Source organism: Propionispira raffinosivorans DSM 20765 (assembly GCF_000381065.1).
Lineage (GTDB): Bacteria > Bacillota > Negativicutes > Selenomonadales > Selenomonadaceae > Propionispira > Propionispira raffinosivorans.
Map to the genome: position 1 here is coordinate 1 of NZ_KB905877.1, position 22,048 is coordinate 22,048.

Genomic DNA, 22,048 nt, shown 5'->3' on the forward strand with positions numbered 1-22,048 from the left:
TGCCCACAGGATGGGCATATGTGGAGTTTACGTGGCAATTGAACCGTCAGTGAATTTTCTGTAACATTTATAATAGAAAGGTCTTCCAAGTCTAAGAAAAGTGTAGTAAACTGAATATCGAGCATAAGTGATAACCCCTTTCGGTTAGTGTTGTGGTAACTTTAATTGTAAATGAGTTATTCACTTTATGCTCTATTTTTATGCAAAAAAATATGTTGGAATAAGCAATTTGTTTTTTGCTTACCCCAACATTTATTATAGAACCTAATAAACGAGGCGGATGAAAAATTATCTACCTCGTTTTTTTTATATAGAGTGCAGTAAAATTCATGGTCAATGCTTTCAACTGCAAAAATATACAAAATACATTATAGAGATGCTGTATCATAAAAAAAAGTTATTGTATTCGTGTATACCGCAAAACAATACAGTACAAAATAAATTCTTTTTAAAGTAAATACATTCATAGAGCTTGTATATCGCAGGCAAGAGACTATATATTATAAATATATGTAAAGTGATTCCTATGTATATTGACACATAGGATGTATATATATACAGCATAGAAAATACATTTTGTGAAAAATATGGTCATAAGTGAAAAATTTTCAGAAAATTACAACGATATATGCATATTGACAGTATAAGATTACATTCTTATAATTATAATTACGTTACATTTAAATGCAATGTAACGAAACAAATGTACTCATCACACGGAATAGTTCGTTTTTGTAAAAAGAAGGCGATATATGTATATCGTCTTCTTTCATCTAAATAAAGAGATAGATTTTGATTACCGGCAATGGTGCTGACAAAGATCATGTACCATACACGATATATTTTAGTTGGTATGTGATCTTTTATTGACTATTTATGAATGGAGACATATCATTGTACTTCTTTTAGAAGTTGGATATTTCACTTCAGATAAGCATTTGAATTTTGTATATTTATGGAGGAGAAAAGTATGTGTAGAATTGGTTCAATCAAGAGTAAAGTACCCGTTCATCCGTCAAAAGCCTTGCATTTAATGCTTCCGCAGCAGGAAGGTCATGATAATTCAGGGTTTGCTATGGTTATGCAGGATTTATATGGGATTTTCTCAAATTATAAAGATAAACCATTGTTGTCTTTGGCCTGTACCCAGCGAGGGGCTGAGTTAGTGGAAGATTTTATGGATAGTCACAACTTTGTGCAGTTAGCGGAATGGATTCCTGTCCCAAATAAACAGCCTGGACTTGATATTCAAGCTATGCCATATTACATTTTCCGCAATTATGATTATCCTGAACATTATAACGAAAAAACGCCGGCTGAACGCGAAACATTACTGTTAGACATTCGGTTAGCACTCCGTAAATTACTAGAAGACCAAGGGGAAGGTTTTGTGTATTCTTTTTGGCCGGATGTACTGACTCTTAAAGAAATTGGCGATCCACGTGATATTGCTACTTACTTTAGACTATGGGATGACAATGGCTGCCTTGTAGCGAAAAGTATCGTCGCGCAGTGCCGTCAAAATACAAATTATGACATTGTACGTTATGCAGCGCATCCTTTCTTTTTGCAAGGGTATACATTGTGTGCAAATGGTGAAAATACGTTTTATACGAAAAATAAAGAATTTCAGAAATCCTTACATCATGGGTATATCGGCTTTGAATCGGATTCACAGAATTTTTTATATACACTTCATTATGTATTGCATGAACTCAAATGGCCCATCGAATATTACAAACATGTTATTACGCCTTTGCCTTTTGCTGAGATTGAAGCCCGCGAAGATAAAGATGTGCTGCAGGCAATTCGTCAATCGTTGGCTCATTTGGAAATTAATGGACCAAATACAATTATTGCTGTCTTGCCAAGCGGTGAAATGATTACGTGCTGCGATTCTAAAAAATTGCGTCCGGTAGTTGTAGGCGGAGATGATACGGTTATCGCGATTTCTTCTGAAGTTTGCGGATTGAATGAAATTTTACCAAATCGTGATATGTCAAAAGACATTTATCCGAATGAACGTGAAGTTGTTGTTATCAACAACGATTTGGAGGTACAAAGATGGAAACAGTAAGAACACAAGACATTGGCATCAATGATCTTAATTGGAAGATTGAATATAATCAGGAACGCTGCACGATGTGTGGCAGCTGTGTAGCATCGTGTACCTTTAATGCAATTGAGCCGGCGATGTCACGCCGTTCGATTACTGTGTCAAAAGGAGCACAGCCAGATCCGAAACATAAGCAAATCACGATTCCTGTGATTAAACAAAAGGCATCTTTGGCAGATGCCTGTGTAGGTTGTGGAATGTGTGAAAAAGTCTGCCCCAATAATGCAATTCGTCCAGTTCGAAATGAAGATACTCGCAAAACACTCTTATCTCGCGACAATGGCCCAATAAAACGTGGTGGGCGTACGAATCTTAATGCGCAGAGGACTTTTGACAGCATTGTTGTTGGCCGGATCAGCCAAATGACCGATCCATCGCTTGATTCACAGCGTCACACGTTCGATATTCGTGCCCCGTTTGGTCGTGTTTTGTCGCCTCATGAATTACCATTTAATTTAAAAAATGGTAAACTCAGCCTGGCGAAAAAAACGCCGCCTGTCAATTGGATTTATCCGTTGATTTTTTCGGATATGTCGATAGGAGCATTATCAACAAGGGCTTGGGAGTCCGTCGCAATGGCGACGGCTTATCTAAATGAAAAATGCGGCTTGCCGGTTCGGATGAGTTCAGGTGAAGGCGGCATGCCGGTGAAACTCATGGAATCGGAGTCACTTCAATATATGATTTTACAGATTGCCTCAGGGCATTTTGGCTGGAACCGTATTATTCAGGCGATGCCTAAGATGAAAGTTGATCCAGCAGGTGTGCTCATTAAAATTGGACAGGGTGCAAAACCAGGGGACGGTGGACTTTTGCCAGCGGCAAAAGTGGCAGAACATGTGCAGGCTATTCGTGGTGTACCAAAAGCAACGTTGTCTTCACCACCGAATCATCAAGGCTTGTATTCAATTGAAGAATCTGTTCAGAAAATGCATTTATCTTTAAATGCAGCTTTTGGCTTTCGTGTACCCGTTGCTATTAAATGTGCAGCTTCTGCTACGTCGGTATCGGTATATAATAATCTTTTACGTGATCCCTATAAAATATGCGGGGGATTCTTTTTAGATGGCATTCAGGGCGGTACCGGTGCGGCGAATGAAATCTCATTGGATCATACAGGGCATCCGGTCGTTTCAAAACTGCGCGAATGTTATTTAGCGGCTGTAAAACAAGGGCTACAAGGTCAAATACCACTTTATGCTGGTGGTGGTATCGGTATGACTGGAAATGCTGCAGCTGATGCGTTTAAGATGATTTGTCTAGGGGCTAATGGTGTTTTTTGTGGTAAATTGCTCATTCAGTTGCTCGGTTGTGTGGGAAATGAACATGGCCGCTGTAATGCTTGCAACACTGGGAAATGTCCAACGGGTATTTGTACGCAAGACCCTCGTCTTGTAAAACGTTTGGATGTTGACCGTGGGGCACAAAAAATTGTTGATTATGTATTGGCATTCGATCAAGAATTGCGTAAATTGATGGCACCGATTGGCAATAGCTCACTACCGGTTGGGCGGAGTGATGCATTGGTATCGACAGATAAATCAATTGCCGATAAACTCGGTATTCAATATGTATGCTAAGGAGGAAGCGTGAATCATGTTTAAAATAGATACATTGCAGGGACATGAACGTATGTCTACACAAGACTTGTTATTGGCAATCGGTGAAGCTGTGGCCAATGGTGAAACCGACTTTGATATAGTAGCTTCCGGGCAGCATGATATTGGTGGGCCATTATGGCATCCGGAAGGTAAAAAATTGAAATTCCATGTCACAAATGCGGGTCAGCGTGTTGGCTCGATGTGTTTGGATAATACAGAAATTATTGTTGATGAATCGGCTTCGGCTGATGTTGGCTGGCTGAACGCTGGTGGTAAGATTACAATTAAAGGCGATGCGGGTGATACAGCGGGGCATTGTTCAGCTGGTGGTAAAATTTATATTGGTGGCAGAGCGGGCACTCGTTCAGGTTCTTTGATGAAACATGATCCACTTTATGATGAACCAGAACTTTGGATCTTAAAAAATGTAGGTAGTTTTTCGTTTGAATTTATGGGCGGTGGTCGTGCCGTTGTTTGTGGTGTTGACTGTGAAGAGTTTACCTCCGTGTTAGGTGATCGTGCCTGTGTCGGTATGGTGGGCGGGGTTGTATATTTTCGCGGCAAAGCCAATGGGTATGCTTCGGATATCAAACTTCTGAATTTAGAAGCGGATGATATTGCTTTTTTAGAGAGTGGGCTGGATTCTTTTTTGACCTCAATTGAGCGTCCGGATCTGCATGATACCTTAACTGATTGGAGTCAATGGCAAAAATTAAGACCGTTGTCCTTTGAAGAACATCAACCAAAACCAAAACCTGATTTTAAGGATTTTCGTCTGAATGATTGGGTGAAAGGCGGTATTTTCAGTGATGTCGCGATGGATGATTTTGATGTAAAAAGTACAGTTGTAACGGGGCTTTATCGGCAACGGGTTCCGTCTTGGGACAATGCTAAATATGCTGCTCCGTGTGAATTTAACTGTCCCGCAGGGATTCCATCACAACGCCGTTATGACTTGATTCGTGAAGGAAAACTTGAAGAAGCTTATAAACTGGTTTTAGACTATACTCCATTTCCTGGATCGGTCTGTGGTTCGGTTTGTCCGAATCTTTGTATGGAAGGCTGTACACGGGCAACGATTGATGAAGCCGTACAAATAGGTGAACTGGGCTTTAGTTCCGTGTATGCAAAAATTGATCCACCAACAATAAAAACTGGCAAAAAAATTGCGGTTATTGGTGGCGGGGTTGCTGGTTTGTCTGCGGCTTGGCAGCTGGCGCGTAAAGGGCATCTTGTGACTGTCTATGATGATGCTGCTAAAATGGGTGGAAAATTGGAACAGGTTATTCCGCGCGGTCGTTTATCACAAGAGTTATTGCAAACTGAATTGCAGCGCATCGTGGATATGGGAGTTAAATTTGAATCTTCTTGTACGGTTGATGCAGCTAAATTTAATGAAATAAAAAAACAATATGATGCAGTTGTTGTAGCTACGGGTGGGCATAATCCGAGATTTTTCCCATGGGAAGGTGCGGATAAACTCGTCAAAGGATTATATTTCTTAAAAGCGGTTAATCGTGGTGAAACACCTAAAATTGGGAAACATGTTATTGTTATCGGCTGTGGGAACTCTGGCATGGATACCGCGGTAGGTGCTTATCAGATGGGTGCTGAAACGGTAACCTGTATTGATGTGCAAAAACCAGCAGCGTTTAAAAAAGAAATTGTGCATGTTGAAGAATTAGGCGGAAGATTGATTTGGCCATTTATGACGGCTAAAATTACGGATGATGGACTTTATGATGGCAGTGGCAATTTTATTCCTGGTGATATGGTCATCGTCTCGATTGGTGAAGCCCCAATTTTAGATTATCTGCCTCAGGGTCAAATTAAGAAATTTCGTGATTGGATTGTGGCTAAAAAAGATCAATCGGTTATGGATGGCGTGTTTGCAGCTGGGGATGTTATTAAACCCGGGCGTTTAGTTGATGCAATTGGTGCCGGAATCAATGCAGCAAATTCGGCAGCGGCTTATGCACTTGGCGAACCGATTATTCCACTGGTGACAAAAGAGCAAATCCCAGCGCAGCGAATAACCAAAGAGTATTTTGAAAAGTGTCATCACTGTGATCTACCAGAGGCATCACAGGATCATGCCCGTTGTATTAGTTGTGGTACTTGTCGTGATTGCCGGATGTGTATCGAATCTTGTCCAGAAAAAGCAATTTCACGATCTGAAGCGGAAGATAGTACGTTCGAATACGTTTCTGATCCAGATAAATGTATTGGCTGCGGTATCTGTGCAGGCATCTGCCCATGCGGTATTTGGTCATTGAATCCAAACGATGAACCTATTAAAATGTACAGAACGTACAATAAAAATTAAAGAACCTAAAGTCTACAGGGCAATCGTCTGAAATGGGGTATAGGGTTGAGTGGTGGCGTTACGGAGGAAGCAAACGCTGCCCTATATCCTATTAATGGCAGATTGAAGATATATATCAAGAAAAAGATGTCATCAAAAAAAGATGGCATCTTTTTCTTGTCTTTAGTTAACTGTTAAAACATTTATGGTTGACAATGTGGACGCTTATTTCTATAATAGAATTTGTTGTGGATTCATTTTATTTGTGAAAAAAGAGGTGAAAACAGGCAAAAATTTTTGCAACAATGATTAACTGTATTTAGTTATTTGGTTTACCAATATTGTGTTATTGAAAATTATGTTTATAAGCATCTCATAAACAAAGGAGGATTTCAATTATGAAAATCGGTACTCGTGACATGATACTTATTTCATTGTTTGCGGCATTAACCGCTATTGGGGCTTTTATTAAAATACCGACACCAATGGTTCCATTTACGCTGCAATTTTTATTTTGCACGTTTGCAGGCTTGTTGCTGGGGTCTCGCCATGCCTTGTATTCACAACTTTTATATATTTTTATTGGGTTAATCGGTATACCGATTTTTGCCAATGGCGGCGGTCTGACTTATTTATTGCAGCCGACGTTTGGTTATCTGATCGGTTTTGCCGCTTGTGCTTATTTCGTGGGGTTCTTTAGTGAGCATAAGGGCCAAATTAAATTTTGGACGATATTTGGGGTTATTGTTTTAGGACTCATAGTGGATTATGTATGCGGCGTCGGTTATTTATACCTTATTGTTAATTTTTATTTGCAAAAAGATATGAGCATATGGTCTGCTCTTATGGTCGGATTTATTCCTTATGTTACTTTTGATGTGCTGCAAAGTGCTTTAATTGCCCTGATTGCAGTGAAAATTGTTCCGGTTATCCGCCGCGCGGGTTATGGGACAAACCAAGAATCTTTTCGAGCAGAAGGATAATGGAAATTGTGATTGCCGGGTACAATATTTAAATTCAACGTAGCATATTTATAATAGTTTCTACATTCAAGGGTCAGGGAGATGGATTTAAAATGAAAGGTTTATTTATTACAGCAACTGATACAGAAATTGGAAAAACAATGATTACCGGGGCTATTGCGGCGGCATTAAAAGCCCGGGGTAAAAATGTTGGCGTGTTTAAGCCATTGGCATCAGGGGGCATTTTAACACCGGAGGGACGGCTGTTATCAGAAGATGCGAGCTTTCTTATGCAGGCGGCAGGTATTGGCGAGGAGCGGCGCCTGGAAGTAAATGAAGTATGCCTAGAGCCTGCATTGACGCCCGCTGTTGCAGCCAGAGTAACTTCAATCCAGATTGATATGGAAAAAATAATTGAAAATTTGCTGAAAAATGCGAAACAATATGATATTGTGCTGGTGGAAGGGGTAGGTGGCATAACAGCACCGCTTTGGCAGGATTATCTTATTGTAAACCTTATGCAGCGGCTGCAATTACCAGCTCTAATCGTCGCAAAACCAGGGCTTGGAAGTATTAATCATATTGTTTTGACGTATGAATATGCGAAGCAACATCAAGTTCGGCTTGACGGGGTTATTTTTAATATGTGGGATGCAGAACATGCCGGTATTTTAGAAGCAAGCAATATAGAATATATTAAACAGTTAACACAGCTGCCAATACTTGGGAGAATGCCAGTTTCGAAAGAGCTTAGCGTCATTAAAAATTGTACGGATAATCTGGCCGCTATTGCGGAACAAAATTTATTAATCGAAGCTATTTTACAAATTATCGGATAAGGGTGGAAAAAGATGAATACAATCGAAGCAAAAGATAAACAATACATATGGCATCCATTTACCCAAATGCAAGAATGGGTTGAATCACCGCAAACCGTTATCACATCGGCTAAAGGTATTACACTTTATGATACGGAAGGGAAAACATATTATGACGGTGTATCGTCTTTATGGGTCAACATACATGGCCATCAGCGCCCTGAAATCAATCAGGCAATCATCGAACAGCTCGGGAAAACCGCACATACAACGGCTTTAGGTTTAGCGAATATACCAGCTTCGATACTTGCAGAAATGTTAGTCGAAGCAGCACCGGATGGTCTCAAAAAAGTTTTTTATTCAGATGATGGTGCTACGGCTGTCGAAGTAGCACTCAAAATGGCGTTTCAATACTGGCAGCATCGAGGCAAACGAGAAAAAACACGTTTTATTGCGCTGGATAATGCGTACCATGGTGATACGATTGGCAGTGTAAGTGTTGGTGGGGTTGATTTGTTTCATCGCATTTTCCAACCGCTTTTATTTGAACCGTACCATATACCATCGCCTTCTTTTTATCATAGTTCTATGAAAAATGAAGCTGAATTTACAGAGTATTGTTTGAATGCACTGGAAACGTTACTGAAAGAGCATCATAAAGAGATTGCTGGTCTTATCATTGAACCTCTAGTCCAGGCTGCAGCGGGCATGTTGATGTCACCCAAGGGTTATTTAAGCGGGGTTCGGCGTCTGACAAAAGAATATGATGTCTTGCTTATTGCCGATGAAGTTGCTACGGGATTTGGCAGAACTGGACGAATGTTTGCCTGTGAGCATGAAGAAGTCAGTCCTGATCTGATGTGTGTATCAAAGGGGATTACGGGTGGGTATCTGCCTTTGGCAGCAACGCTGGCGACAGATGAAATTTATAATGCTTTTCTGGGGACGATGGCTGAGAAAAAAACCTTTTACCATGGGCACTCCTATACAGCCAATCAACTAGGCTGTGCAGCTGGAATTGCTAGTCTGGGGATTTTTGCCAAAGACCGTGTTATTGAGGGGCTAAAGACAAAAATTGCTTGTATTGATGAAATGCTGCAGGGCATAAAGAGTTTGCCGCATGTGGGGGATGCTCGTCAATGTGGTATGATTGTGGGCATTGAACTCATACTGGATAAAGATAAAAAAATTCCGTATGACTGGACACAGACAATGGGGGCCATTGTTTGTATGAAGGCACGTGAACAAGGTTTGTTCATTCGCCCGGTGGGGGATGTTATTGTCTTTATGCCGCCGCTTTGCAGTACGGAAGCAGAAATAAAAATTATGTTGGATATTACCAAACGAGCTATTATAGAAATTACAGAATTGGGACAGTCGGCTGCAAGTGGTGGTGGTGCACATTTTTGAGGTATACCGAATGAAAAGTTGCTTTTTTGTCGATTAGCAAACACAAAGCTGCAAATTGGCTATTATAAAATACATTTGTAAAATATAATAGTATTTTAGTGATAAATTTTCTTTAAAAAGAACTATACTGTTTTATGTAGTTCTTTAGCAGGTATTTCTTTTGAATTTGTCGAAATAATCTATCAGATAGAACTATAATTATTTATTTTATATAGAATAAAGTAGATGGAGGAGCAAAATGAAATATCCTGATACTATTAAAACAAATGAAGAAATTCTCAACGCTTTTAAAGTAGTACTGCCATATATAAATATGCTTTCACGTGAAGATATGGTGATCGGCTTAAGTAATTTGACAGAGTATATTGATTATCAAAAGGGGGACAATCTTGATATAGATCTGGTTCCCGGCAAGTCGGTTACGAATATAGCGACGATAATGGACTGTATTCGTGGCAATAAAACGACGTTTGCGGATGTTAATAAAGAAGTATATGGTAAGCCAATCAAGACAATTTTTACACCGATCCGTGGAATCAATAATGAAATTATTGGCACGATCAGTTCCGGTGTCGATATGGCTGAAAATGAAAAATTGATTGAAACCGTTGCAGAAATGGCAAAATCAACTCGCAATGCTTACGAAGCGGTAGAGCAGGTTGCCCATAGTGCTAGTGAGCTTGCAAATGCGGGTCAGGAATCCATTACACAGGCCGCGACTCTTATGGAAAAAAATAGTGAAACCATAAAAGTTATTGAATTTATTAATAATATTGCCCAGCAGACGAACTTATTGGGACTCAATGCTGCAATTGAAGCAGCTAGAGCCGGAGAGATGGGGCGTGGGTTTGCCGTTGTGGCTGAAGAGGTCCGTAAGTTAGCGGAACAATCTAAATCTGCCACAGAAAAAATCCAACAGATTTTAAAGGAAATGAATATTGCTGTAACCGGAATTTCTCGGTCGATTGAAACAACGGGTTCGATTAGTGAAGAGCAAGCAGCTTCGACAGAAGAAATTACAGCAAATTTGGGCCATGTGAGTAATGCTGCTCATGATTTAGAAGTTTTTGTTAAAAAATTCAAATGACATAAAAAAGAGCCGAAGCGCTCACTCACTAAAGAGTGTGTGCTTCGGCTCTTTTTATTTTGTCTGTTTTATAATAGTTTTTCAATATCTGCAGCCATAGCCGATGGTACAGTTGTTGGTTCATAGCGAGTGACAACAGCTCCATCTTTATTGATGAGGAATTTTGTGAAATTCCATTTAATAGAATCTCCCTTTAAAAATTCAGGGAATTTTGTGTTAAGTGCATTGAGCAGGCCTTTGGCTACTGGATGGGATTCATCAAAGCCTTTAAATGGTGCTTGTGCAGTTAAGTAATTAAATAATGGTTGGGCATGATCGCCACGAACGTCACCTTTTTCGAATAAGGGGAAGGTTACACCAAAGTTTACTTTGCAGAACTGCTGTACTTCTTCATTGGTGCCAGGTTCTTGTTCAGCGAATTGATTGCTGGGGAAACCTAATATTTCAAGACCTTGATCTTTATATTTGAGATATAACGCTTGTAATTCTTCATACTGTGGAGTAAATCCACATTTGCTGGCGGTGTTGACGATGATGACGACTTTACCTTTGTAATCGCTTAAATCTTTTTCCTGACCTTTAATTGTTTTTACTTTAAAATCATAAATACTCATAGTAGATACTCCTTTTATATATTTTTTTGTCATCTATAGTACTTTGTAAGGGGCTTCATCTTATGGAAGAAGTTAGTTGATACCTATCATTTCATCCAGTTTTGCTTTATCGAAGCTCGTTACATAGGTGCTGCCATCGATTGTGGTTACTGGTACGATGAGATCGTTCGTGAGTTTATAAAGTTCATCACGGGCGGCATCATCCTCTTCGACATTGAAATCCTGGTATTCAACATTTTTTGATTTTAAATAATTTTTTACTTTATGGCACCATGGACATTCAGGTGTGGAATAAATTTTTACCATTTTATTTTCCTTCTTTCTGTTGTTGGATATATTTTTCGGCTAATAAGGCAGCGACGGTTCCGTCGGCTGCTGCCGTTGTAAGCTGGCGTATTTGTTTGGTTCTGATATCGCCAGCGGCAAAAACCCCGGGTATATTGGTTTCACAAGTTTCCCCGGCAATAATATGACCGGAAGATTTTTCTATCGTAAGATCATTTTTGAATAACTGGCTGTTCGGGACAACACCAATATTGACGAAAATACCATCGACTTTAAGCGTTTGCTGTTCATGCGTATTTTTATCTTCCAAAAGTATGGATTCAAGTGAGGTTGAACCCTCGGCTTTTAAAATGTTTGTATTAAAAAAACAGGTAACTTTTGGATTTTTTAAGAGTTTATCCTGTGAAACTGGATCCGCTGTAAGCTGTGGTGAACGATGGATTATATAAAGCTTTTGCGCATATTTATCAAGGAAATTTGCCGCATCAACAGCAGCATTGCCGCCACCAACGACAGCGATAATTTTATTTTGGTACATATGGCCATCGCATAATTCACAATAATGAATGCCGCGACTGAGAAATTTTTTTTCTTCGGCAATCGGGAGTTTGCGGCGCATCATACCGGATGTAATAATAACAGCATGTGGTTTATAGATCGTCGTTTCCGTCTCAATGATTTTTTCGGCAGCTGTTAATTGAACTGAAAGAATCGTATCAAATTCATCAATCTCTGCTCCTGCTGTCATGGCCTGTTCTTGGATGCGTTCAACGAGTTCACTGCCTTTGATAGATAAAAAACCGGGATAGTTTTCAATTCCATGGGCATTTACAATTTGTCCGCCAACCAATTCATTTTCTAGAATTAAGGTTTTAAGATTCATGCGTCCGGCATACATTCCGGCAGTCAAACCAGCAACTCCGCCGCCGATAATAAGCAAATCCAATTCTTTATTCGGTTTTGTCAATGAAGTCACCATCCTCTTATAAATAAAGATTCTTTCTAAAAATAAAATATCCTTTATTTCATTGTACATCAGTAAGACAAAAAAGAAAGCTTTTTATTGCAATAAAAAAAATTTTTTTCAAGCATAGATATTACCATTTGCTTGTTAGCGGATTATTGTATTTTTTGAACAGGTGGGACAGATGGTTTGGTTGGTTCATTTGTTTTTTGCACTCCGGTTGGTGGACTTGGTTTTGTAATGGCAGGGTGTTTCGTTTCTGCATCTTTAGTAGAAGTTGTTTTTGCTGGAGGTGTGGCTTCTTTTGGATTCACTGGGTTGCTGAGGGGCTTGTCGCGGCTGACCGGACCGGATGTTATTTGTGGTAAGGAGGCAGTATACTCTTCGGCCTCTCGACGCATGATAGCAGCCATTTGCGGTGTGACATCAATTCCTAGTGTTTGCGCTAAGGTTTCTCGGAGCTTTAAGATATTAGGAATCCAATAGCTTATATCATCAATAAATAAAGGCGTCCCGGGAACCATCTCAGCAGTGAGGCGATTTTCATGGGCCGTTTTTAAAATACCAGCAAGACTTAGCATCTTGGGGATGGATAGATCTGTTTTTACAGCTGAACTTATTTCTTTAATAATTCCGGGCAGTTTTGTAATAATATCGGTTGAAGAAATTTTTTCTAAAACAGCTTTCATGAACTTTTGTTGCCTGCCAATTCGTCCGATATCTCCCTCTTCATCACGAAACCGTACATATTCAATCGCCGTATCACCATCCAGGTGCTGGAGTCCAGGGGCTAAATTGATGATAAGACCACCGTCATCATCCCAAGGGTCTTCATAATGCATACGTTTTTCGACATTGATATCAACACCACCAATGGCATTGATAATACGTTTGAAAGCCTGCATATCAATTAGAATATAATGATCGATCGGTATATTTAAAAAATCTTCGACGGTTTTTTTTGATAAATCATGTCCGCCAAAAGCAAAGGCGTGATTTATTTTATCATAGCCATGTCCGGAAATTTTTACCCTGGTATCACGCGGAATAGATAATAAGGAAATTTTCTCATTTTTTGGGTCGACCGTTGCCACCATTAAGGTATCACTTCGTCCGACATCATCGTCTCGGCTATCAACCCCCATGATCATAATATTCATTTTATCCAAGGCTACCATTCGATCTGGTGAAACTTTTGCTTTTTGATTTGGTTCAAATAAATAGCAGGCAGCACCAGCAATGCTGGCGAGTAGAAAAAGACCCATTAATAAAAAAACTCCCCAATGGCTGAGGTGTCGTTTTTGTCGCTGCTTGCGACGCGGTTCTAAATTCATAAAACAGCTCCTTTATGTAAAGCACTTATATTGATTTTAAGAAATTTCAGCTTTGTTCATGACCAATCGTCGGAGGCTTTGATATAATTATAGGATCACTTCTTCTTATCATGGCAGACCTATCTGAAGATTTTATGAAAAGCAAGTACACTAAAATGCCGCCAGCTGTTTTTTATAGTTCACACAGCAGACGGCATTTTTAATGGTTCGAAACGGCAATATCATAGCATATATTCGATAACGGGTGTTTTGCCGGCTTCAACGAGGGAATTTGATTTAGCATTCAGTTCAGTCACTTTTTCATAATTGACAATTAAAACAGGGGTGATTAAATTCATTCCTTTTGATTTAATGAACGGACGATCCAGTTTTAGAATTGGCGTACCAGTCACTACCCGATCGCCTGTTATATGGAGTGCTGTAAAACCACGACCATCTAAAATAACGGTATCAAGACCCACATGAACGAGCACTTGGATACCATTGTCGGCAGTGATGGCAAAGGCATGTTTTGTTGTAAAAAATAAAGTAATAATTCCATCGCAAGGAGCGAGTACATAATCGCCATCAGCAATGATGGCGAGACCGTCACCGGTTAATTTGTCGGCAAAGACCGGATCAGGCACATTTTTGAGGGCCATTGTTTTTCCGGAAATTGGAGCAATTATCTGAAATGTCGATTGGATTGCATTTTGCATAATAGAAAATAAAAATAAAATAAATTTATTTTTATTTTTTCACCATCCTTTAGTATATGTATTGAATTAAAGAATTTTAACTTATTAACAGAAATGAAGCAGGGAGAGGTTGTTAATAAGTTTTTAATTACCTATAACGAAATTATTTCATAAAATTTTTGTTAATTCCCGACTTGTCGCGGCATGTTTTATAATAATTGATACTTTTTGATCAATTTCTAAAGCTTTTTTGTGTAAGGATTCGGCTTCTTCAAGCTGTTTTTGATTATTTTGCATCATTCCATCAAGAAAATTTTTCCAGGAGGCTATAGTGAGTGTATCGACTTGCAGTCGTAAGGCATGAAGATGCTTAGCACCCGGTGGGATGGCAACACTTTTTAGCTCGGCATCGCGTGCTTCATTATCAGGAATGACTTCGCTCTCAATAAATGATTGTAGCTTTAAACGTTGTAAGTCGGTTAAGCCAGCGTGCTCTAATTGCATGATATTGTGGAACTTTTCCTGCTGCTTTTTTCCCGTTTTATTGTGGCTGTCGATAATAGTTTGGGTAGACTGCAGATAGTTGGTGATGTCTTTTTCCTGAATTGTTTGAATGGTATTTAAGAAATCTTTGTAGTTTTCAATGTAAACGACCTGCCAATTCCCATTAGCTTCTTGTTCTAATCTGGCGCGCAAAGTAAAATCAGTTTTAGTATATTCTTCACAGATCTTTATTTCAGCTATAGCGGTTTTTCCATTCTTATGGATAGAGGCAATTTGCTTAAGCTGGATATTTCGCAAATTTGAGCGTTCAATGAATTCATCAAAATCAATACCGAGTTGCTGTCCTTTTAGAATAGAACCTTTTTCTTCATTTTTTTTCCAAAGACCTGTATTGATATATTGTGAGATATCATCTTGGATACCAGATATAATCATGGGTTTTATTAATATATAAAAATTTTCGAATAGTGTTTTTGTTTTAAGTGGTAAAGTTTTATCATCTTTAAACATATCTGTAGTCAGATCATCATATGCTTTTGGTAAGAGAATGTCCAGGTTGACGGATTTGCGAAAATCGCCGATATCGTGAGATTCGATTGCTGACTGAATATTATGCAGAGCGTATTCTGGTGTTTTGATATAGATAAAAAAATACCAAGCCCAAGCCCCAAGTAAGAAAGAAAAAGTAACAATAAGAGTGAGTAATTCCCAGGATCTTCTAGCTGTCCGGTGTGCTATTTTTTCTTTCCAAATGATGTCTTCCATAAAAGCAGTAACTCCTATACCTTGTTTTAATCTAGTTGCTATACAAAATTATACAGCAAAATCTAATGAAATGGGACAATGAGACTAAAATAAAAAAAAGTTGACATTTTTAAAAAATAATATTATAATATTTAACATTGACAGTGCAAAAAAATGTCAACTTGGGGTATCGCCAAGCTGGTAAGGCACGGGATTCTGAATCCCGCATTCGTTGGTTCGAATCCAGCTACCCCAGCCATTTGAAAATTTATGTTTTTATATAAAAAAAGTATCGCGAATGCGATACTTTTTTTGTTGTTAAATTTTATTCTTTTCTGCTTTTATCGAAATGCGTATGCTATAATGAATTAACTACACACATAGAGGGTTCAAACATTTTTCTGAAGAAAGAACATGGAGGGGATACATGTGAATTGTTATGTATGCAAAAGCCGGTTGATGAGTAGGGAAACCACCTTTATGGTCGATTTGGAACCGTGTATGGTGATTGTAAAAAATGTACCATCGTTTGTTTGTATCCAATGTGGACATATTAGTTATAGTGATGTTGTAGCGAAACGACTCGCAGCACTTGTCGAAACAGTCAAAGATTCAGCGGTGTCTGTTCTCGTAATTGATTATCTAAAGCAGGTTGCTTAATATAAAGTTTTGATTTAAATGGATTTACTATGCGGATCGGTAGTAAATCCATTTTTTTATTATAAATACGGGCAAAAAAAAGACCAAGCACGACGGCTTAGTCAAAAATAAAATAAAATAATTGCTTTTGAGTAAGTTACTTAACGTAACAGCAAATTTATTATATACAAAGAATAACAAATAGTCTAGTGTTTTTTTATGAAAAATAAAATTTTTAAGAATGCTTTTATTTAGCAGGTCTTAGGTTCAGAAAATCGAAGCTTTTAGGGTAGCGAAATGCATCCTTACAATCTTTTTTTGAAATGATTAAGCGTATATGGATTGAATTATAAGGAGGGCTGATAGATGGTTTGTTTCAAACAAAAATATTTGGTTGTGACAGTTCTTTTATTCAGTTTCATTTTTTGCCTGCCTAATTTTGCCTGTGCTGCATCCATTCGAACGGTTCGTGTGGGATATGTTCCATTGAGTGGATATATGAATTACGACGCGAATGGATATCGTAGTGGTTATGGGTATGAATATCTTCAGGAACTAGCAGATTATGCTGGTTGGAAATATGAATATATTGAAGGTACCTGGGGCGACTCGTTGGTTCGATTAAAATCAGGACAGATTGATTTGCTAATAGGACTTGCTGATTCCCCAGTACGTCGCAGGGAATATGATTTTTCGGAAGCTTCATTTGGTTTAAATTATGCAGTTTTATCGGTACGGGATTCTGATGATATGTATACAAGTGATGATTATCATAGCTTGGATGGTCTTACGGTTGGCATGCTGCAAGGCAGCTTTCGCAATTCTGCTTTTGAAGAGTTTAGTAAAACTCATGGATTTAGTATCATCCCTAAGTTATATCCAGATGAAAAGTCTTTAATAGAAGCTCTGCAAATGGAAAACATTAATGCGATTGGCTTGAATAATCTGCGACGTTCCGACGCGGAAAGGATTGTGGCTAGTTTTGCACCGCTGCCTTTTTATGCTGCAGTAAAAAAAGGGGATGCAGGTTTGCTGAAGGAATTGAATGACGCTATGATGGAACTTCGGCTGGATGATCCTCAAATTGAATCGAGGCTTTATCAAAAATATTATGTTTCCAACGGACCCGCTGCGCTTATTTTATCGCCAGAAGAGAAAAAGTATTTGCGTGATAAAGAAAAATTAGTGGTAATTATCACACAAGACCAGAGACCGTATTCGTATTTTATCAATGCAGATCATAAAGGAATCGTTGGTGATCTCATGAAACGGTTTTCCAAAGATATTGGGATTCCACTTGTTTATATTCAAGCAAAAAATGAAGTGGAAGCGGTTGAGCTTTTACAGCAGGGGAAAGCAGATATAATTTGCGATTTTATTCAAGATTATGGAATAGCAGAACATAGCGGTATTAAGATTACCTTTCCTTATTTGGAATTGCAATATACCGCTTTAAGTAAAAGAGGATACCTAACGGACAAACCTAAAGTGGCCTGTCAGGAAGGACGCTTTTTCAATCAGATTTACGTGGATAAAAACTATGCTAAGGATGATATTCAATATTATCCAACGTTGGAAGATTGTCTGGATGCTGTTGAAACGGGACGGGCTGATGTGACCTATTTAAACAGTTATACGGCCCAGGAAATCTTAAGTGAAAGCAAATATCGTAATTTGCAAGCAACATTGAATCCAGAGTTTTCCCATAAGGTTAGTATGGGCATCAATATTGACCAAAATCCGATTTTAATCAAACTGCTAAATAGAGAAATCAATCATCTTGGCTTGGCACAAGTGTCACATATTATCAATAATAATACTTTACTCGCAAAACGGAAAATGACAATGCTTGATTATGTGTATGAAAATCCTGTACAAATTATCGTGGGTAGTGTTTTGTTTTTTGGAACGGTGATTTTGCTTTTATTGGGGCTTTTATATATGCGCAAAGAACATTTAGCGCATGTAAATAAACTTGCTTATGATGATGAATTAACAGGTTTGAAAAATTTGCGTTGGTTTGAAGAAAACATGCCAACGCTGATTCGTGATAATATAGGGAAAAAGTATGCTGTGATTTCTTTTGACATCAATCGTTTTGACGTTATAAATGAGTGCTACGGACGGGAACTGGGTAAGAAAATTTTACGCCATATCGGGATTGTCTTACGACGTAAAGAAAGTGAAGATCATATTGTGGTGCGCTCCCAAGGCGCACATTTTATATGTTTGTTGGTTTATGAAAACAGAGAAATATTTGAATCCGATATCAAAGTATGGGAGCAGCAGTTTAGTGTCTATGAAGATCCAAATACTTTTATCCGTCTTAGTGTAAAACTTGGTATTTACCTGATGCAGGACAATCAGATGCCCATTACGGAAGCGATTGATTATGCGGAAACAGCTTGTTATGAAGTGAAAAATAGTGCTAATTCGTTTATGTTTTTTGATGAACGAATCAAAGCGGAATTGATATTGCATAGAGAAATTGAAAATCATATGGAACAAGCTCTGCAAAATGCTGAATTTGAAGTTTATTATCAACCTAAATTTAATATGCAAAATAATCACATGATGGGGGCAGAAGCACTAGTCCGTTGGAACAGTAGTCATAATGGTTTTTTGAATCCGGCACAATTTATTGGTGTTTTTGAAGACAATGGATTTATTATCCAGCTTGATTTTTATGTCCTGGAAGAAGTTTGTAAATTTATAAATGAACAACTTATTGCGGGGCAGCATGTTGTGCCGATTTCTGTGAATCAGTCCAGACTGCATCTTTCTGAAAAAGACTATTTGAAAAAACTGCAAAACCTAGTTCAACGCTACAATATTCCAGCAGGGAGTATTGAATTGGAACTTACGGAAACGGCTTTTGCCGATTTACAAGATGTTGCCGAAAGCAAAGCGATTTTTGCGGCTGTAAAAAATTTAGGTTTTTTGACTTCTATGGATGATTTTGGTTCAGGATATTCCTCATTGATGCTTTTAAATGCAATTTCGCTTGATGTATTGAAATTGGACCGCAGTTTTTTAGCTGCATCGGAAGATTCAGCACGAACGCGTGATATATTAGAAAAAATTATTGAAATGGGGCATAAACTCAAGATGCAGGTGATCTGTGAAGGTGTGGAAACGAAGGAACAGGCGAATATGCTGCTGAGTGTTAATTGTTTGTTTGCTCAGGGTTTTTTGTATGCCAGACCAATGCCGCAAGCTAAATTCAAAGAATTTATGGAAGAACAATTAGCGATGTTTTAACTGCCCCCATCGGGCAAGCGTAGGGTAGAGATTCTTCTTGTTTATTTTACTTACGGTAACATAAGACATACCAGGAGGTTGTAAATTGTAATGAATAAAGTTGGTATTATTGGTGCAGGGAAAGTCGGGTCCGTTTTGGCGATTGCTTTACAGCGAGCGGGGATTAATGTTTGTGCTGTGTCAGGGGGATGCAGTGATTCCGCTAAAATATTAGCGGATCGGATCGGTATTCTGTTTTGTCGAGATACAGCACTTGTTGCTCGAGAAGCCGATATTATATTGATTGCTACGCCAGATCGTGAGATAAAGAATGTAGTAAATTTACTCGAAATTTCGGGTGAAATGCGGGCTGGCCAAATCGTTTTTCATGTTTGCGGTTCACAAAGTGCTGAAATATTGGCGGGTCTAAGATCGTTTGGTGTTGCTGTTGGATCGATACACCCATTGCAGTCTTTTTCCAGTATTGAAGCAGGTCTCAAGAATTTAGGCAGTTCTTATTTTGCAATCGACGGCGATGAACAAGCACTTGTAAAAGCAAAGGAGTTTGTGGGAAAACTCAGCGGAACTTGTCTGTATGTGCCTCCCGAAGATCGAGCACTTTACCACGCGGCAGCCTGTATGGCGTCCAATTATTTAACAGCATTATTGCACAGTACAGTAACGTTGATGAAAACGTTTGGGGTTGATGAAACGAAGGCAATAAAAGCCTTACACCCGATTTTGCAGGGAACTTTGACCAATATTGAAACATACGGGACATTACAGGCCCTCACGGGTCCGATTGTGCGCGGTGATGTCGGAACAATCACGCAGCAACTGCAACAAATCGATGCGCGGATTCCAAGTCAAGCCCAACTTTATCGCGAACTTGGCAAGTACACGTTAGCGATGGCAAAGCAGCGCCATACTTTAGCACCTGAACAAATCGTTGAGTTGGAGCAATGTTTTAGTCATTTGGAGTGACTAACGTTATTCTTCACAGCCATATAATAAAAATAAAATAATAATGTCCACTGGTGACGCTATAAAAGCGCTGATTTCAGATTAAAATAAATATAAAAATAACACACATCCTATTGACTATTGTAAAGATGTAAACTATAATAGTCTCCATTAGCATATGAACTTAGACGGAAGGTGCTATACGAAGCACCGTGGTTTATATACTGAGGAATTATTTAATTCTTTTACTAAAATAGGGGGAATAGCGTATGAACTTAAGCAAAAAATGTTTAGCTATGACAAGTATCGTCTTGGGGATGTCGATGATGGGTGCTTTGTTTGCAGGCTGTGGCAGTGAAGAAAAAAGCAACGAAATAAACATTGGGGCGAATTTTGAAATTACTGGTAATGTGGCCAACTATGGCGGCATGGCGCTGGATGGTTTAAAACTTGCCATAAAACAAGCGAATGACGCGGGCGGCATTAATGGTAAAAAAATTAATTTGATTGTTGCTGATAATAAATCAGAAGCATCTGAAGCAGCAAATGCAGCAACAAAACTTATTTCAACAGATAAAGTCAAAGTTCTAGTCGGTCCGGCAACTACTTCAAATGTTTTGGCAACGACGCAGATTGCATCGGATAATAAGATTCCATTGATTGCACCAACAGGGACAAGCCCTAAAATTACCGTGGAAAATGGACAAGTGAAACCATTTATTTTCCGCAGCTGTTTTATTGATCCGCTGCAAGGTGATGTTATGGCAACGTTTGCTTCAAAAACTTTGAAGGCAAAAACGGCTGCTGTGTTTATAGATTCGAGTTCTGACTATTCGAAGAGCTTAGGGCAGGTATTCAAAGAAAAATTTGAGGCTGCTGGTGGGAAAGTATTAATTGAAGAAGCTTTTTTGCAAAAAGATCAGGATTTTAAATCCACCCTTACAAAGATTAAAGCTGCCAATGCAGATGTGATTTTTGTTCCGGCTTATTATGAAGAAGTGGGGAAGATTGTTAAACAGGCCCGTGAACTTGGCATTACGGTTCCAATGCTTGGAACAGATGGCTGGGATGATGCAAAACTTGTTGAGATAGCAGGCGCAGCATCACTGGATAATACCTTCTTCAGCACACATTATTCAGCTCAAGATAAAGAAGTGCAGGGTTTTGTTGAAGCATTTAAAGCAGAATATAATAAAGATGCAAACGTATTTGCTGCTTTAGGTTATGATGCTGGTAAAATGTTGATTGATGCCATTAAACGTGCTGGCAGTGATGATCCGGAAAAAATCCGCAAAGCTTTAGAAGAAACAAAAGATTTGCAGGTAGCTACGGGGACGATTACGATCGATAAAAATCATGATCCAATAAAGAGTGCGGTTATCCTTGAAATGAAAAATGGTGAAAAAATCTTAAAAGAAAAAATTACACCAAAAGAATAGTCTTATAAATAAACGGCGTTATAAAACTCCAGGCAATGTTGCTGAAAACATTGCCTGGAGTTTTTTTATTTAACTGTTCGAAATAAACCACCGGCTTAGCCGGCGGAATCGACGGTTTTGACTTTAGTCGAAAAAAAATCCCTGTTACAATAAATGCAGGTCTAGCCAACCGCATAAAAAATAACAGGGAGGTCTTTATCGTGCAAGATAAAGATATACAAAGTTTAGAACATACTAAGTGGAGATGTCAATATCATATTGTTTTTGCGCCTAAATATCGTCGAATGGAAATTTATGGAGAACTTAAAAAAGATATTGGTTGGATATTAAGAAAGTTGTGTGAAGA

18 protein-coding genes and 1 tRNA gene are annotated in these 22,048 nt (G+C 38.7%); 13 read left to right on the plus strand and 6 right to left on the minus strand.

The window, feature by feature from the left end; all coding sequences use genetic code 11:
• Window positions 1–970 precede the first annotated feature (970 nt).
• The 7 genes from F606_RS0119030 (at window position 971) to F606_RS24070 (ending at window position 10,299) form a co-directional block, all read left to right on the plus strand.
• Window positions 971–2,077 carry a class II glutamine amidotransferase domain-containing protein gene (locus F606_RS0119030; RefSeq protein WP_019555476.1) on the plus strand — a complete coding sequence of 369 codons (1,107 nt, stop codon included), beginning with the start codon at window positions 971–973 and terminating at the stop codon, window positions 2,075–2,077.
• Complete coding sequence (locus F606_RS0119035) at window positions 2,065–3,696, plus strand: glutamate synthase-related protein (RefSeq protein ID WP_019555477.1); 1,632 nt, start codon at window positions 2,065–2,067, stop codon at window positions 3,694–3,696. Before F606_RS0119030 ends, F606_RS0119035 begins: the two co-directional genes overlap by 13 nt.
• Before the next feature lie 16 nt (window positions 3,697–3,712).
• Window positions 3,713–6,043 (plus strand): FAD-dependent oxidoreductase, encoded by a 2,331-nt coding sequence (locus tag F606_RS0119040; RefSeq protein ID WP_019555478.1) that lies wholly within the window; start codon window positions 3,713–3,715, stop codon window positions 6,041–6,043.
• 377 nt (window positions 6,044–6,420) lie between these two features.
• A complete protein-coding gene (locus F606_RS0119045) occupies window positions 6,421–7,005 on the plus strand; it encodes a biotin transporter BioY (RefSeq protein ID WP_019555479.1) in 585 nt (194 codons plus the stop codon).
• Between the two features lie 92 nt (window positions 7,006–7,097).
• Window positions 7,098–7,823: a dethiobiotin synthase gene (gene bioD / locus F606_RS0119050; RefSeq protein ID WP_019555480.1), complete on the plus strand. Its 726-nt coding sequence runs from the start codon at window positions 7,098–7,100 to the stop codon at window positions 7,821–7,823.
• A 12-nt stretch (window positions 7,824–7,835) separates the two neighbouring features.
• The gene (gene bioA, locus F606_RS0119055) at window positions 7,836–9,212 is read left to right on the plus strand and encodes an adenosylmethionine--8-amino-7-oxononanoate transaminase (protein ID WP_019555481.1); all 1,377 of its coding nucleotides are present in this window, start codon (window positions 7,836–7,838) and stop codon (window positions 9,210–9,212) included.
• A gap of 616 nt (window positions 9,213–9,828) precedes the next feature.
• Window positions 9,829–10,299, plus strand: a complete 471-nt coding sequence (locus F606_RS24070; protein WP_407635989.1) for a methyl-accepting chemotaxis protein — start codon at window positions 9,829–9,831, stop codon at window positions 10,297–10,299.
• Between the two features lie 68 nt (window positions 10,300–10,367).
• Here the strand turns inward: F606_RS24070 and F606_RS0119065 are convergent, their stop codons facing one another.
• The 6 genes from F606_RS0119065 to F606_RS0119090 all read right to left on the minus strand — a co-directional run bounded on the left by F606_RS0119065 (window position 10,368) and on the right by F606_RS0119090 (window position 15,442).
• Window positions 10,368–10,913 (minus strand): glutathione peroxidase, encoded by a 546-nt coding sequence (locus F606_RS0119065; RefSeq protein WP_019555483.1) that lies wholly within the window; start codon window positions 10,911–10,913, stop codon window positions 10,368–10,370.
• Window positions 10,914–10,985: 72 nt separating this feature from the next.
• Window positions 10,986–11,219, minus strand: a complete 234-nt coding sequence (locus F606_RS0119070; protein ID WP_019555484.1) for a glutaredoxin domain-containing protein — start codon at window positions 11,217–11,219, stop codon at window positions 10,986–10,988.
• A gap of 1 nt (window position 11,220) precedes the next feature.
• A complete protein-coding gene (locus F606_RS0119075; RefSeq protein WP_019555485.1) occupies window positions 11,221–12,165 on the minus strand; it encodes an NAD(P)/FAD-dependent oxidoreductase in 945 nt (314 codons plus the stop codon).
• 152 nt (window positions 12,166–12,317) lie between these two features.
• Entirely contained in the window at window positions 12,318–13,496 is a 1,179-nt protein-coding gene (locus F606_RS0119080) for an LCP family protein (protein ID WP_019555486.1), read from the minus strand.
• 221 nt (window positions 13,497–13,717) lie between these two features.
• A complete protein-coding gene (locus F606_RS0119085) occupies window positions 13,718–14,194 on the minus strand; it encodes a PTS sugar transporter subunit IIA (protein WP_019555487.1) in 477 nt (158 codons plus the stop codon).
• A 147-nt stretch (window positions 14,195–14,341) separates the two neighbouring features.
• Window positions 14,342–15,442 carry a hypothetical protein gene (locus F606_RS0119090; RefSeq protein WP_019555488.1) on the minus strand — a complete coding sequence of 367 codons (1,101 nt, stop codon included), beginning with the start codon at window positions 15,440–15,442 and terminating at the stop codon, window positions 14,342–14,344.
• 162 nt (window positions 15,443–15,604) lie between these two features.
• Between F606_RS0119090 and F606_RS0119095 the strand changes: the two genes are divergently transcribed.
• The 6 genes from F606_RS0119095 to F606_RS21730 all read left to right on the plus strand — a co-directional run.
• Window positions 15,605–15,680 (plus strand) — tRNA-Gln (locus F606_RS0119095).
• 170 nt (window positions 15,681–15,850) lie between these two features.
• Window positions 15,851–16,081 carry a YgiT-type zinc finger protein gene (locus F606_RS0119100; RefSeq protein ID WP_019555489.1) on the plus strand — a complete coding sequence of 77 codons (231 nt, stop codon included), beginning with the start codon at window positions 15,851–15,853 and terminating at the stop codon, window positions 16,079–16,081.
• A gap of 345 nt (window positions 16,082–16,426) precedes the next feature.
• A complete protein-coding gene (locus F606_RS0119105) occupies window positions 16,427–19,321 on the plus strand; it encodes an EAL domain-containing protein (RefSeq protein ID WP_019555490.1) in 2,895 nt (964 codons plus the stop codon).
• Between the two features lie 90 nt (window positions 19,322–19,411).
• Entirely contained in the window at window positions 19,412–20,284 is an 873-nt protein-coding gene (locus F606_RS0119110; RefSeq protein WP_019555491.1) for a Rossmann-like and DUF2520 domain-containing protein, read from the plus strand.
• A 248-nt stretch (window positions 20,285–20,532) separates the two neighbouring features.
• Window positions 20,533–21,702 (plus strand): ABC transporter substrate-binding protein, encoded by a 1,170-nt coding sequence (locus F606_RS0119115; protein ID WP_019555492.1) that lies wholly within the window; start codon window positions 20,533–20,535, stop codon window positions 21,700–21,702.
• Between the two features lie 200 nt (window positions 21,703–21,902).
• Window positions 21,903–22,048: transposase (locus F606_RS21730; protein ID WP_019555493.1), on the plus strand; the 146-nt coding region annotated here is incomplete at its 3' end.